13 protein-coding genes and 1 pseudogene are annotated in these 13,914 nt (G+C 59.6%); 9 read left to right on the top strand and 5 right to left on the bottom strand.

Going from position 1 to position 13,914, the window contains the following annotated elements; translation table 11 throughout:
- The 3 genes from D8U69_RS29605 to rimI all read left to right on the top strand — a co-directional run.
- Positions 1–199 (top strand): hypothetical protein (locus tag D8U69_RS29605; RefSeq protein WP_206663068.1); only part of this gene is annotated, 199 nt, incomplete at its 5' end.
- Between the two features lie 76 nt (positions 200–275).
- Entirely contained in the window at positions 276–1,022 is a 747-nt protein-coding gene (locus tag D8U69_RS16505) for an energy transducer TonB (protein ID WP_130904055.1), read from the top strand.
- Positions 1,015–1,467: a ribosomal protein S18-alanine N-acetyltransferase gene (gene rimI, locus D8U69_RS16500; RefSeq protein ID WP_056853291.1), complete on the top strand. Its 453-nt coding sequence runs from the start codon at positions 1,015–1,017 to the stop codon at positions 1,465–1,467. Before D8U69_RS16505 ends, rimI begins: the two co-directional genes overlap by 8 nt.
- A gap of 121 nt (positions 1,468–1,588) precedes the next feature.
- On the opposite strand, the gene D8U69_RS16490 is transcribed toward rimI, so the two are convergent.
- Positions 1,589–1,993 carry a serine kinase/phosphatase gene (locus tag D8U69_RS16490; RefSeq protein WP_130904048.1) on the bottom strand — a complete coding sequence of 135 codons (405 nt, stop codon included), beginning with the start codon at positions 1,991–1,993 and terminating at the stop codon, positions 1,589–1,591.
- Between the two features lie 168 nt (positions 1,994–2,161).
- On the opposite strand from D8U69_RS16490, the gene can reads away from it, so the two are divergent.
- A complete protein-coding gene (can, locus tag D8U69_RS16485) occupies positions 2,162–2,806 on the top strand; it encodes a carbonate dehydratase (protein WP_056853289.1) in 645 nt (214 codons plus the stop codon).
- Positions 2,807–2,883: 77 nt separating this feature from the next.
- On the opposite strand, the gene D8U69_RS16480 is transcribed toward can, so the two are convergent.
- The 3 genes from D8U69_RS16480 to D8U69_RS16470 all read right to left on the bottom strand — a co-directional run bounded on the left by D8U69_RS16480 (position 2,884) and on the right by D8U69_RS16470 (position 6,162).
- Complete coding sequence (locus D8U69_RS16480) at positions 2,884–4,056, bottom strand: hypothetical protein (RefSeq protein ID WP_056853288.1); 1,173 nt, start codon at positions 4,054–4,056, stop codon at positions 2,884–2,886.
- Between the two features lie 148 nt (positions 4,057–4,204).
- The gene (locus D8U69_RS16475) at positions 4,205–4,525 is read right to left on the bottom strand and encodes a hypothetical protein (RefSeq protein WP_056853287.1); all 321 of its coding nucleotides are present in this window, start codon (positions 4,523–4,525) and stop codon (positions 4,205–4,207) included.
- Between the two features lie 218 nt (positions 4,526–4,743).
- Complete coding sequence (locus D8U69_RS16470) at positions 4,744–6,162, bottom strand: TIGR00366 family protein (protein WP_056853286.1); 1,419 nt, start codon at positions 6,160–6,162, stop codon at positions 4,744–4,746.
- 200 nt (positions 6,163–6,362) lie between these two features.
- Between D8U69_RS16470 and D8U69_RS16465 the strand changes: the two genes are divergently transcribed.
- The 4 genes and pseudogenes from D8U69_RS16465 (at position 6,363) to ddlA (ending at position 10,554) form a co-directional block, all read left to right on the top strand.
- Positions 6,363–7,676 (top strand): MFS transporter, encoded by a 1,314-nt coding sequence (locus tag D8U69_RS16465; RefSeq protein WP_130904050.1) that lies wholly within the window; start codon positions 6,363–6,365, stop codon positions 7,674–7,676.
- Between the two features lie 127 nt (positions 7,677–7,803).
- Positions 7,804–9,120 (top strand): PAS domain-containing methyl-accepting chemotaxis protein, encoded by a 1,317-nt coding sequence (locus tag D8U69_RS16460; protein WP_056853284.1) that lies wholly within the window; start codon positions 7,804–7,806, stop codon positions 9,118–9,120.
- Between the two features lie 137 nt (positions 9,121–9,257).
- Positions 9,258–9,413 (top strand): annotated as a pseudogene (locus D8U69_RS16455) (flavin reductase); the annotation flags it as partial.
- A gap of 46 nt (positions 9,414–9,459) precedes the next feature.
- Entirely contained in the window at positions 9,460–10,554 is a 1,095-nt protein-coding gene (gene ddlA / locus D8U69_RS16450) for a D-alanine--D-alanine ligase (protein ID WP_130907733.1), read from the top strand.
- A gap of 119 nt (positions 10,555–10,673) precedes the next feature.
- Here ddlA and ggt read toward each other — a convergent pair whose 3' ends face one another.
- The gene (gene ggt / locus D8U69_RS16445) at positions 10,674–12,506 is read right to left on the bottom strand and encodes a gamma-glutamyltransferase (protein ID WP_130907732.1); all 1,833 of its coding nucleotides are present in this window, start codon (positions 12,504–12,506) and stop codon (positions 10,674–10,676) included.
- A gap of 166 nt (positions 12,507–12,672) precedes the next feature.
- Here ggt and D8U69_RS16440 point away from each other — a divergent pair, with 166 nt between their 5' ends.
- Positions 12,673–13,782 carry a DUF2817 domain-containing protein gene (locus D8U69_RS16440; RefSeq protein ID WP_130907731.1) on the top strand — a complete coding sequence of 370 codons (1,110 nt, stop codon included), beginning with the start codon at positions 12,673–12,675 and terminating at the stop codon, positions 13,780–13,782.
- The last annotated feature ends 132 nt before the right edge of the window (positions 13,783–13,914 follow it).

Genomic DNA, 13,914 nt, shown 5'->3' with positions numbered 1-13,914 from the left:
GTTCAGCGAGGGCGCGCAAGACGCGCTTGGGTTCGATCATCGGAATGGCCGGCTGTTGGCGATTAAAAGCCGCGATTGTACTGCATTGGGCGCGATGCGATTCACTCTCGGGACAGGCTGTCGCCTTTTTTCACTGGTGCAAAGACTATCGGTGCAGTCTGTCGATCAACTGCGGGCGATCTTGGGCGAAGGGCGGTAGAATCCCTCAACTTTAGTTATCCACAAGTGGCCGACCTTTGCTTATCGAGTCCCGCCGTCGCGCTTATTTGAACGCCATGCAGGTGGTCAACTGGCTGCCGCGCACCGAATTACCCTTTGCCGCCCCATCGCGGCCCGAACTGCTGGAAATGCCCGAGCCGATGGTCGTCGCGCCTCTGGCACCGGCTGCCGTGGCTGAAGTGCCCGTGGCACCAGTGGTCAAACCGGCTGAACGGGTCAAGGTCGAGGTGCCACGGCCATCGCTTGCGAGCACGCGTACCGGTGCCGTAGCGGTGGAAGAGGCTGTAGAAGCGCCGCTCGTGGTCAAGGCACCGATTGTGCCGCCACCGCGCTTCGCCTTGCAGTTGCTGCGCGCCGGGCGTTGCCTGCTGCTGGTCGAGTTACCCACAGGCGAGGCGTTTCAGGCCCGCGACCCCGCTTATCTGCTGCTCAAGGACATGCTGCGCGCCGCCGGTCTGCCGGACAGCCCGCAGATTGTCGGTGAGCCAGTACGCTGGCCATTACTGGTGCGCGGCACGATGGATCAAGGTCCGGAAGCTGCGCGCGATTTTGTTCAGGGTTTTCTCTCGGCCCGGCTGGAAGATGCACCGTGCGTCTGTGTGTGGCTGATCGGCCTGCCCGCGGTGCGTTTCGCCGGTGAGGCGGATGCCGAGTCCTTCAACCGGGAACTGCAGATCGAAGGCCTGGGCTGCGCCTGGGCGGTGCCGGGCCTGGAATTATTAATGGAAGAGCCACAGCGTAAGGCTGATGTCTGGCAAGCCATGCGTCGGCTGATGGCGCGTTGGAAAGAATCGAATGAGTGACGCGGTATCGTTCCGCCCGATGATCGAGGCGGACCTGGAATCTGTTCTGAAGATTGAATACGCGGCCTACAGCCATCCCTGGACCCGCGGAATTTTTCTCGACGGGCTGGGCAAGTACCAGATCTGGCTGATGTTTGAAGGTCAGCAGCAGGTCGGCCACGGTGTGGTGCAGATCATCCTCGACGAGGCGCACCTGCTGAACATCACCGTCAAACCGGAAAATCAGGGCCGTGGCCTGGGTTTGACGTTGCTGGAGCATCTGATGTCGATTGCCTACAAGGCTGACGCTCGAGAATGTTTTCTGGAGGTGCGCGACAGCAATACCGCCGCGTTCAAATTGTACGAACGCTATGGCTTCAACGAAATCGGCCGTCGGCGGGATTACTACCCGGCGGTGGGCGGGCGTGAAGATGCAGTGGTGATGGCCTGTACGCTGGTGGACTGAATCACCATTGTGGCGAGGGAGCTTGCTCGCGCCGGGCCGCAAGGCGCTCCCTTGTGAGGCGGGCGGGCATCTGGCGACTGCTGCGCAGCCGAACGGAAGCAAGCTCCCTCGCCACAAAAAATCAGCGCTTGCGGTCCAGTGGATCGCGCTGCGCCATCTCCGCTTCATCCAGCCCGTCGCCACCGCCAATGTCGTCTTCATCGACGATGCTCAAGTCCCAATCAGCCTGATTGCCGTTGCCGGCTTCATTGGCATCCCTGGCACCGTCTTCGCGGATCAAGGTTTCCGGGCTCATATCGTCGTCAGTGGGTTCGTGGTCGCCCGTCGAGGCGCCAGTCATGCCGGCTTCGCGCACGCGCTGGCGTGGCATCAGTTGCTCGCGCTCCTTGTCCGGCAACTCGTCGCCGATTTTTGCGCTGGGTTCGTCATCATCGAAGTCCAGTTCGTTCATCGAACCCATGCGATCTTCGTTGTCATCGATGGGCTCTGGTTGCACTGCATCGTAAGGACGGCGTGATTCAGTCATGGTAATTCCTCATACTGTGGGCCTTACTAGGGTGGACCCATTGGGTTACCGAGAATTCCACCGGCATGGAGCCCTGCAGCAGGTAACTGGAGAACAACTGCATTTTGCGCGTGACCCCGACGGACGGTTGTCAGTCAAAACTGCGCACCATTCTTGAGGCTTCAAAGCATGAACGAATTACAAGATCTGATTGATAACAACGAGCGCTGGGCTGACGCGATCACTAAAAAGGATCCTGACTTCTTCGCCAAGCTGGCTCGCCAACAGACTCCCGAGTTCCTGTGGATCGGCTGTTCCGACGCACGGGTGCCGGCCAACGAAATCGTCGGCATGCTGCCGGGCGATCTATTCGTCCACCGCAATGTGGCCAACGTGGTGCTGCACACCGATCTCAACTGTCTGTCGGTGATTCAGTACGCGGTCGATGTACTCAAGGTCAAACACATCCTGGTGACCGGCCACTATGGCTGCGGTGGCGTGCGCGCCTCGATGCAGGACCGTCAGTTCGGCCTGATCGACGGCTGGCTGCGCTCGATTCGTGATCTGTACTACGAAAAGCGTGAAGAACTGGCTGCGTTGGCGACTGAGGAAGAGCGGGTCGACCGTCTCTGCGAGCTGAACGTGATCCAGCAAGTGGCCAACGTCGGGCACACCAGCATTGTGCAAAATGCCTGGCATCGCGGGCAGAGTCTGTCGATTCACGGTTGCATCTATGGGATCAAGGACGGCCGCTGGAAAAGCCTGAACACCACCATCAGTGGTTTCGAGCAGCTGCCGCCGCAGTACCGCCTGCGCCCGTTCGAACCGCTGTAAACCGATCAGCGGCGGCGTTGCCGACGCCAGTGTGGCAAACATCTGGTCGTCGGCGCCGCCCGTGCGCTGACTTCGACTTACAGCGCTGGCGCGGGGATTGCCGTTGCCGGTGCTGGCGCCTTGAGTTGTTTGAGCTGGGCCTGGATCGTTGCCGACGCGCATTTGGCCACGGCTTGTTGAGGCGTCAGGTTGCGAATCGAGGTGTAGAACAGCTCACAGGTTTTATCTTTCTGGGCCACTTGCCACATTTGTGTGCAGCTTTTCAGCTCGACATCAGCATTGGTGTCCGACTCACGGCCCATAGTCGCTTGCCAACACGAAGCACTCAGATCCTGGCCCATGACTTTGAGCCCCGCCGCATCGGCCTTGGCCTTGGCATCGGTGCCCGTGTAATTCGCCGGGTCCGCGGCGTACCAAATGTAGCTCGGGTGATTAGCGCCTAGAACGGGGACTTTCACTCCATCGTTCGGGCTGATGTAGACCAGGCTCAACACATTCACCGTCGGACCGTATTGCTCCTTGACCCAGTTTCGCACCGGTGTGCCGAAGGCGACCATTGGCAGGGGCTCGCCGCTGGCGTTCAGGCTGATCTGTTTGACCATCGTGGCCTGGTAATCCTTGAAGTAGCCATAGACCCCCTCAAGGTCCTTGCCGGCGTTGGACGGTGCGGCAATCGGGGCGATATCGATGATTGTCTGGTAACCCGGCGTTTGTTCGGCAGGAACGCCGTTGACTGTCAGCAGCGTCGCCCAGCGATCAGTGGTGGCAGACCGCAGGTAATCCTGAGCCTGGGTCAGCGAATAGTCCGGCGGAAAGTGCAGCAGCTCGACGCTTCTGCGGTTTTCCAGCGCCATGCCCAGCGGCAGGAACAGATACCAGTTATACGCCCACTTGCCGTCGGCATTCAGTTTGCTGGCGCCGTTGTAGGCCAGGTCACCCGCGTCAAGCAGCGCGGCCAGGGGCTTTTCATAACGTTTGGGTACGCCAGTGATTTCGGCGTAAAGCTGAGCGTTGTCTGTTTTGACCAACACCTTCGCATCGCTGTAGCCATCGCGTTGTACGCTTTGAGTCAGATAGTGCTCGACGGTTTGCTCAAGCGTCCAGTTGCGAAAGCAGATCACGTTGCAGTTGTTGGGGTAGGCGAATAGGCGGGTAACGCGTTCGGTACTGCCCAGCTTCAGGTTGATATCGGCATGGGCTGTGGCACTCAAGGTGAGGGCTGCAAGAGTGAGGCTTGCGAGTTTCATCATGCTCAGATCCTTTTCAGCGTGGTCCCGTTACGGATACACGCATACTGGAGCAACGCAATGCCTCAGAAAAGTAGGCCTCGAGCATTTTTTCGAAGAAATACAGTTCAGCCCGCAACTTGTATTTGCGGGCTGGTTCCGGATCAGCCAATCACAGAAGGCGCAGCGCCAATTGGCTGCCGGCACGCAGGTATTCGACTTGTGCGACGACCGCGTCCTTGACGATCGCCTCTCCGGTGTCGGTCAGTGCGGCTTTTTTTGCATCGATAACGGCGGTTTGCAATAGCTGCATGGCGACATCCATTGCTTTCTGAAAGGCCGTCACATTGTTGTGCTGGCCAAACTCGCGAATGACCGCGTCCATACGGCGATCTGCATCGTCTCGCAGTGTCCTGTACTCAACTACCGAGACGTTGCCATCCTGGTAGATTTCATTGATCAACGCTTCCAGTGTTTTGGATATTGGTGTCATCGCTTCTTCCTTGAGTTTTGGGGTTTGATTCTCCGAGACAGGTTAATTCAACACTGCTGGCAGCAAGAGTCAGGACTTGCGCCTGTAATGAGTGTGATATCGCCACAGCTTTTGTAGGAAGGCGGCTTTCAGTCTGTCGGGTTCGTTCGATTCACTAATCGACAGGCTTTCTGCCTGATCCCTGCGTGCTCATGCGGGACCAGGCAGAAAAAAGCTTTTTACGGCATTACCGGCGGCGTATACGCCAGTGTCGTGCCCAGCGCCCAGAGCAGTAACAGAACGAGTGGTGTGTGCACCAGCAATTGCACGAAGGAGAAACCGATCAGATCCCGCGCCTTCAACCCGAGTACACCCAGCAACGGCAGCATGTAGAACGGGTTGATCAGGTTCGGCAGGGCTTCGGCGGCGTTGTAGATCTGCACCGCCCAGCCCAGGTGGTAGTTGAGGTCGTTGGCCACTTGCATCACGTACGGCGCTTCAATGATCCACTTGCCGCCGCCGGATGGAATGAAGAAGCCGAGAATCGCCGAATACACACCCATCAGCAGCGCATAAGTGTCATGGGACGCGATGCTGACGAAGAAGGTCGAGATGTGATGGGCCAGTGTCTGCGCATCGGCACCCTTGACCGTGGTCATCAGCGCGGCAATCGAACCGTACAGCGGGAACTGGATCAGCACGCCAGTGGTGGTCGGAACCGCACGGGACACGGCGTCGAGGAAGCTGCGCGGGCGCCAGTGCAGCAATGCACCGAGCATGATGAACAGGAAATTGTAGGTATTCAGCCCGGAAATCGCACTGATCGCCGGTTTGGTCGAGAACTCATGGAACAGCCATCCAGCGGCCAGGAGCACCAGCAAAATGGTCAGCAATGGGCTGTGCTCCAGCCATTCGCCAGGACGCGTGCGTGGTTGCAGCGGTGGCAAATTGAAACTCGGGTCGACGCCGCAGGCCTCGGCGTCGCGAGCGGTGTTCGGACCCGGCGCGGTGGCGTAGGCAATGATCAGCGAAATAACGATCAGCGCCAGCAGCATCACGCCTGACTGCCACAGGAAGATGGTTTGGGTGAACGGAATCACTCCGGTGATCGACAGAATCGACGGTGGCAGGCTCGCCGGGTTGGCCTGCAATTGTGCTGCGGACGACGACAGGCCCAAGGCCCACACCGCGCCAAGCCCCAGATACGCGGCGGCACCTGCAGCGCGATAGTCCATTTTCAGATCGGTGCGACGGGCGAGGGCACGCACCAGCAAACCGCCGAAAACCAGCGACAACCCCCAGTTCAACAGCGACGCGACCATAGAGATCAGCGCCACCCATGCCACCGCGGAGCGGCCGTTTTTCGGCAACTTCGCCAGGCGGTCGATCAACTTCACGGCCGGTGGCGAGCTGGCGACCACATAACCGCCGATCACCACGAAAGCCATCTGCATGGTGAACGGGATCAGACTCCAGAAACCGTCACCGAAGGCCATGGCGGCGTCCGTAGGTTTGGCACCCATGGCCATGGTGGCCACCGCCACGATAATCACCGCCAGGGCGGCAAACACCCAGGAGTCGGGGAACCAGCGTTCGGCAAAACTTGAACAGCGCAGGGCGAAGCGGGCGGAGCGGGTATCTTCGATATCAGCGGCCACGGGAATACCTCGAATTTTTATGTTTGTAGTGGTCTTCAGGGCGTCAGACGCCCGTCTGGACAGACCTCAACATTAATTCAACCACTGTTTTTTTGCGGCGCTGTTTTGTGGCTATGGGACTTTGGTCTAACGGGTTGTCCGCTGGCGCGTTTGCGTAGACCATGGGCGCCTTGATTTATGCCTGTGCCAGAGTTCTTTTCATGACTGCCAACACTGATTCACGCCCGGCGCCGTTCAGCCGCTCGGACTACAAGACCCTGGGGCTTGCAGCGCTCGGCGGGGCGCTGGAAATCTACGACTTCATCATTTTCGTATTTTTCGCGCTGACGTTGAGTCAGCTGTTCTTTCCACCGGAAATGCCTGAGTGGCTGCGCCTGCTGCAAAGTTTCGGCATCTTTGTCACCGGTTATCTGGCGCGGCCGCTGGGTGGCATCCTGATGGCGCATTTTGCCGACCGGTTGGGACGCAAGAAGGTCTTCAGCCTGAGCATCCTGATGATGGCGCTGCCGTGCCTGCTGATCGGGATCATGCCGACCTATGCGCAAATCGGTTACTTCGCACCACTGCTGCTGTTGGCCCTGCGGGTTCTCCAGGGCGCGGCGGTGGGCGGTGAGGTGCCGAGCGCGTGGGTGTTTGTCGCCGAGCACGCGCCGGTCGGCCATCGGGGCTATGCCTTGGGTTTTTTGCAGGCGGGGCTGACCTTTGGCTATCTGCTTGGCGCTTTGACGGCGACGTTTCTCGCGCAGGCGTTTACGCCGGCAGAGATCCTCGACTTCGCCTGGCGTTACCCATTCCTGCTGGGTGGCGCATTCGGCGTGATCGGTGTCTGGTTGCGTCGCTGGCTCAGCGAAACCCCGGTGTTCATGGCTATGCAGACTCGGCGCGAAGAGACTGTCGAGCTGCCGTTGCGGGCGGTCCTGCGTGAACATCGGCTGGCCATGCTGCCGGCGATGATCCTCACCTGCGTGCTGACTTCGGCAGTGGTGGTGTTCGTGGTCATCACCCCGACCATGATGCAGAAAACCTTCGGCATGACCGCCAGTCATACGTTCGCCTTGAGCGCATTGGGCATCGTCTTTCTGAACATCGGATGCGTGCTTGCCGGTTGGCTGGTCGACCGCATTGGCGCCTGGCGTACGGTGATGTTGTACAGCCTGCTGCTGCCGCTGGGCATCGGCGTGCTCTATGGCTGCCTGATCAGCGGTGGTGATTGGATCGGTCTGGCCTACGCCGTGGCGGGGCTCGGGTGCGGGGTGGTCGGCGCGGTGCCCTCGGTCATGGTCAGCCTGTTTCCAGCGCGGGTTCGTGTCTCGGGCATTTCCTTTACCTACAACATTGCCTACGCCGCCTGGGCAAGTATTACCCCATTGTTGTTGATCGGTCTGATGCCGTGGAGCCCATGGATCTGCGTGATTTTCTGTGCAGTGATGGGCGCGGTGGGGGTGGGCAGCGCAGCGTACTTCGGTGCGCGTATGCCCGGCGTTGGACATTGTCCGGCGCCCGGCACTGCCTGACTGACAAGCTTGCCCACGTGTGGCAACTATTTTTGTAGGACAAAACTCAAACGCTCTTCAGAAAAGACCTGCAAGGCCGATGGCTAGGCTGCATATCGCTTTCTATCCAGTCCATCGGTGCATCCCCATGTTCAATAAACGCTTGAAGCAGGAGCTGTCGGCTCTTCGTGAAGAACTCTCCAGCCTTCAGCAAGTGAAGGAAAGTCTGGAAAGCGAGATGCTGGTGCTGACCCTTGATACGGATGGCCGGGTGCAGTCGGTCAATCAGAATTTCCTGAGCGAGATGCACTACAAAAGCAACGAGCTGATCGGCCGGCACATCGACGACATCGCCCCGGAGCATGTGAAGAACGACGAATTCCAACGGCGTTTCAATAACGCCCTGACCCGCGGCGAACACTTCGCCGGCACCGTGCGTTTGTTGCGTGGAAACGGGCAGGAAGCGTGGCTGCGTTCGATCTTTCAGCCGGTTCGCTCGGCTGACGGTCGGATCAGGCACTTTTCGATTTTCTCCAGCGACCTGACCCGCACCATCGAGGCCTCCCGCGAACATGAAAACCTGATCGGCGCGCTGGTGCGCTCGACGGCGGTGATCGAGTTCGACCTCAATGGCAACGTATTGACCGCCAATGACCGGTTTCTCTCGGGCATGGGTTACAGCCTGGCGCAGATCAAAGGTAAACATCACCGTACTTTTTGCCTGCCGGACGAGTACAACAGCGCCGAATACCAGAACTTCTGGCGCCGCTTGAATGCAGGTGAGTACGTCACAGGTCGTTTCAAGCGTATCGACAGCCATGGTCGTACAGTCTGGCTGGAAGCGTCCTACAACCCGGTGATCGATGCCAACAACAAGCTCTACAAAGTGGTGAAGTTCGCCACGGTCATTACCGATCAGGTCAATCAGGAGCAAGCGGTCGCCGAAGCGGCGAACATCGCTTACAGCACGTCGCAGCAAACCGACCAGAGTGCACAACGTGGCACGGCCGTGGTGACGCAAGCGGTGGATGTGATGCGCGACCTCGCCAAACACATGCAAACCGCCGGCGATGGCATCGAAGCCCTGAACGAGCAGTCGCTGGTGATTGGCACAATCGTCAAAACCATCAGCGGTATTGCCGAACAGACCAACCTGCTGGCGCTCAACGCCGCTATCGAAGCCGCCCGCGCCGGTGAGCAGGGACGAGGGTTTGCCGTGGTGGCGGACGAAGTCCGGCAATTGGCTTCGCGCACCAGCCAGGCCACCGATGAAATCGTGTTGGTGGTGCGTCAGAACCAGGACATGGCGCGCAACGCTGTGGCGCTGATGACCGATAGCAAGCTGCAGGCCGAACAGGGGCTGGCGCTGGCAGCGGAAGCGGGGACGGTGATTGTCGAGATCCAGGACGGTGCGCAGAAGGTGGTCAATGCAGTGGGGCAGTTTGCCAATCAGCTGTCGTCATAAGATCTGCGCGATGTGACGTACGTGAAAAGATCGCTTCGGCGATCTTTTCATTTCCGGGATTTTACCTCGCTACAATCGGCTCTTTCCCCAGGAGCAGACATCCATGAACGCTTCCCACCGCTGTCCGGCCCCTTTGGGCTGAAGTGATTGCCGCCCAGGCCGACGAGCGTGTATTCAGTGACGGCCGTTGGCACTTTGAAGGCCACGATGCGTTGCGCACCTTGTACCACGTCGCCGGTGGGCACTTTTTGACGATTGGCGAGCCAGTGGACGGCAAGCTTTTGCAGTCGTAAGGTGCGGCAACGCGAGTCGTAAGCACATTCACTTCGAGAACAGGCAATGAGCAAACTGCGTGTAGGGATTATTTTTGGTGGTCGTTCGGCCGAGCATGAAGTGTCGCTGCAATCGGCGAAGAATATCGTCGATGCCTTGGACCGTTCGCGCTTCGAACCGGTGCTCATCGGCATCGACAAACAAGGGCATTGGCATCTCAACGACCCTTCGAATTTTTTGCTGAACCAGGAAAATCCGGCGCTGATTGCCCTCAATCAGTCCAACCGGGAGCTGGCGGTGGTGCCCGGCAAAGCCAGCCAGCAGTTGGTGGAAACCTCCAATCAGGAACTACTCGGGCATGTCGACGTGATCTTTCCGATCGTCCATGGCACGCTCGGTGAAGACGGTTGCCTGCAAGGCCTGCTGCGCATGGCTGATTTGCCGTTTGTGGGTTCCGATGTACTCGGTTCGGCGGTGTGCATGGACAAGGACATCAGCAAGCGCCTGCTGCGTGATGCGGGCCTGGCGGTCACACCGTTCGTGACCCTGACCCGCACGACTGCCGCCCGCAGCGGTTTCGCGCAAGTATCGACAAAGCTGGGTCTGCCGCTGTTCGTCAAACCGGCGAACCAGGGGTCTTCCGTAGGCGTGAGCAAAGTGACCAGCGACGCCGAGTATGTGGCGGCAGTCGAGCTGGCGCTGGGCTTTGACGACAAGGTGCTGGTCGAGTCGGCTGTCAGCGGTCGCGAAATCGAATGCGCGGTGCTTGGCAACGAACAGGCAATCGCCAGCGGTTGTGGCGAGATCGTGGTGCGCGACGGGTTTTATTCCTACGACAGCAAATACATCGACGACACGGCCGCGCAAGTGGTGGTCCCGGCCGATATCAGCGTCGAGGCCAGCGAGCGCATTCGGGCCATGGCGGTCGAGGCTTTTCATGTGCTCGGATGTTCCGGGCTGGCGCGGGTAGATGTATTCCTGACCGACAGCGGCGAAGTGCTGATCAACGAAATCAACTCGCTGCCCGGTTTCACCCGTATCAGCATGTACCCGAAACTCTGGCAAGCCGCGGGCATGACCTACAGCGAACTGGTTACGCGGCTGATTGAACTGGCGATGGAAAAGCATCAGGCGCGACGGGCGTTGAAAATCAGTCGTTGAAAGCGCCTGGACTACAACGTCACCCGCACATCATTTTGGCTATGCCGGCCTGATGTCTGAATACTATTGGAAAGGGCTTACCACCCGGTAAGCCCTCTTCCATTGCCACATCGTCGCATTTAATCCCCCAACGCTTCACCCTCGCGCCGAGGGTCTGCGCCGCCGGCCAATGATGCTTTGCCTTGCGCATCCTTGACCCGAACCACGGCCTGAGTGCCGCTGGTCATGTCTATCTCGTTCACGTTGTGGCCTTTGTCCTTCAGCGTCTGGATCAGCATGGGGCTGAATTGTCCGCGTTCCAGTTCGGTCGGGCCGTTGCGGCTGCCGAAGTTGGGCAGGTTGATGGCTGTTTGCGGGTCGAGGTTCCAATCGAGCAGGCCGATAGTGGATTTGGCGACGTATTCGATGATCTGCGAGCCACCGGGGGAGCCGATGCTGGCGAGGAATTCGCCGTTCTGACGATCGAAGATCAACGTCGGGGCCATGGAGGAGCGGGGGCGTTTGCCCGGTTCGACGCGGTTGGCGACCTTCTGCCCATTTTCCTCGGGGATGAATGAGAAGTCGGTCATTTCGTTATTGAGCAGAAAGCCCTGAACCATCACATGCGAGCCGAATGCCGATTCGATGGTGGTGGTCATCGAGACCGCGCCGCCCTGATCATCGACGGCGACGATTTGCGAGGTGGAAATGCGCAAAGGCGAACGGTCCGGCGCATAGGCGACCTGAATGCCCGGCGGTGTGCCCGGTTTGGCGGTGCCCATGCTGCGATCGCCGATCATGGCGGCTCGGCTGGCCAGGTAAGCCGGGTCGATCAGGCCTTTGACAGGCACCGGCACATAATCTGTGTCGGCCACGTATTGCGCGCGGTCGGCATAGGCCAGGCGCTCGGCTTCCGAGATCAGGTGCACGGCTTCAGGGGACGGTTCGATGCCGGCAGGGGCGCTGGTTTTCAGCGGTTTCATCGCGGCGAGTGCGAAGCGCTGATCGCGAGCTTCCAGGGCTTGCAACGTGCCGAGGATCTGCGCCACGGCAATTCCGCCCGATGACGGCGGCGGCATGCCGCACACCTGCCAGCGTTTGTAATCGCTACACAGGGGCGCGCGCTCCTTGGCGTTGTAGTTGGCCAGATCGACCAGTGACAGGCTGCCGGGATTGGCATGACTTTGGACCTTGGCCACGATTTCCTGCGCGACAGCGCCTTTGTACAACGCGTCCGGTCCTTCCTTGGCGATACGTTGGAACAACGCTGCCAACGGCGGATTTTTCAGCAGGGTGCCACTGGCTTTCGGGCTGCCGTCGGCATTGCGAAAGTAAGCCATCATCTCGGGGGAGCGAGCCATGGACGAGTCCGAGGCGATCAGCCCGTGCAGCCGTGGCGAGATGGCAAAACCTTGCTCGGCCAATTCGATCGCCGGTTCGAACAGTTGCGCCCATGGCAGGCGACCGTGTTTGCGATGGGCCAGTTCAAGCGCACGCAACACGCCCGGCGTGCCAACCGAGCGGCCGCCAATCTGTGCCTGGGTGAAGGGCATGGGTTGGCCATCGGCCTGCAGGAAAAGCTTCTCGGTGGCGCCAGCCGGTGCGGTTTCGCGGCCGTCGTAGGTGCGCACGGTTTTACCATCCCACAACACAATCAAGGCGCCGCCGCCGATGCCTGACGATTGCGGTTCGACCAGCGTCAATACCGCTTGCATCGCAATTGCGGCATCGATGGCCGAACCACCGCGACGCAGCATCTCGCGCCCGGCTTCGGCGGCCAGCGGGTTGGCGGCGGCTGCCATGTGTTTCGAGGCGTGGCGGGTCTGTAGATCGGTGCGATAACCGGAAGCGCTTTCCGGTGCGAGCGGCAGTGTCGGTACCGATGCGTTGTTGCAGGCGCCGAGGGTTATCGCGGCGGCGATCAGCGCAATGGCGGACACTCGATGGCGGTTCAAGCGCAAAACTGAGAACACGTGGGGCACTCCATCCGTGAGATAAACGATCCGGCGACTTTATCTACCGTCTTGCGGTGACGCAAACCGGCTCTCGCTGCAAAGATTGCATTGTGCTTCATCATCGGGCGGATTTTCTGTAGGGTCATTGCCAACAGGCAGGTCAGAAAACCAACTAGAGGCAGACATGCAGACCGAGTTTCCAACGCAGCCAAGTTACCGAGCTCAGCGCGAACAGTTTCTGGCAGCGGCCAGCGCGGCGGGTGCGACGCTGAGCGAGTACGCTCATCCGCTCAGAGGGCCGTTCGGTGAACCGCTGGCGACTGACGTGGCGGTGCTGGGGGATCCAGGTGCCAAGCGATTGTTGATCGCGTTGAGCGGCACCCATGGCGTGGAAGGCTTTTACGGTTCGAGTTGCCAGATCAAGTGGCTGCAGGAACTTGGCAAGCGCTCATTGCCGGCGGATGTGGCTGTGGTGATGATCCATGTAATCAACCCTTGGGGCATGGCGTGGCTGCGGCGGGTCAACGAAGACAATATCGACCTGAACCGCAATCACCTGAACTTCCAGCGCCCACTGCCGGACAACCAGGCTTACAACGCGCTGCATGACATCTATGCCTGCACGCAGTTGCGAGGCCCCGAGCGGGAGCGGGCCGATGCGTTGCTCGATGAACAGATTGCGCGACACGGCTGGCCAGCGGTGATGTCGATCGTCGAAGGTGGACAGCATGCTCACCCCGATGGCCTGTTTTATGGCGGGCTGGTGCCGAGCTGGTCGAATCGCACGTTGCACCGGATCATGCAAAAGCACATGAGCCATGCCGAGGTTGCCATGTGTTTCGATCTGCACACCGGCGCTGGTGAGTACGGGCATCCGATGTTATTGACCATAACCGAGTCTGCCTATCCGGCGCTGGCGGATGCGCAGGCGATCTATGGGCCGTGGCTCTACAGTTTGCAAACCGGCGCCGACACCTTGAGCGAAACCGGTGTGGCCGCGACGGCCACCGGCTATACCTCGCAGGCATTGCTCGATGCGCTGCCACAGGTGCGGTTGATGCCGTTTGTCATTGAGTGCGGGACGTATCCGGGCCCGGACGTGCATCGCCATCTGCGTGATGATCATTGGCTGCATCTGCATGGCAACCCAGGTGATGCGACAGGGCGCGAGATCAAGCTGAATCTGCTGGAGCAGTTTTATCCTGCCGACAACGATTGGCAGGCGATGGTCTGGTTGCGGACCTGGCAGATCTGGGAGCGAGCGCTGTCTGCATTGCCGACGGTTCGAACCTGATCGACGAGCGCAGCGGTTGAGGATCTCCTGTCACCGCGGCGCAGTTTTCTCGAGGCATAAAAAAACGGCCTACCTTGCGGTAAGCCGTTTTTAGTACTTGGTGGCTACACAGGGACTTGAACCCCGGACCCC

The organism is Pseudomonas sp. Sample_16 (assembly GCF_004307665.1).
Lineage (GTDB): Bacteria > Pseudomonadota > Gammaproteobacteria > Pseudomonadales > Pseudomonadaceae > Aquipseudomonas.
This window is presented reverse-complemented; position numbering and strand designations above follow the sequence as displayed.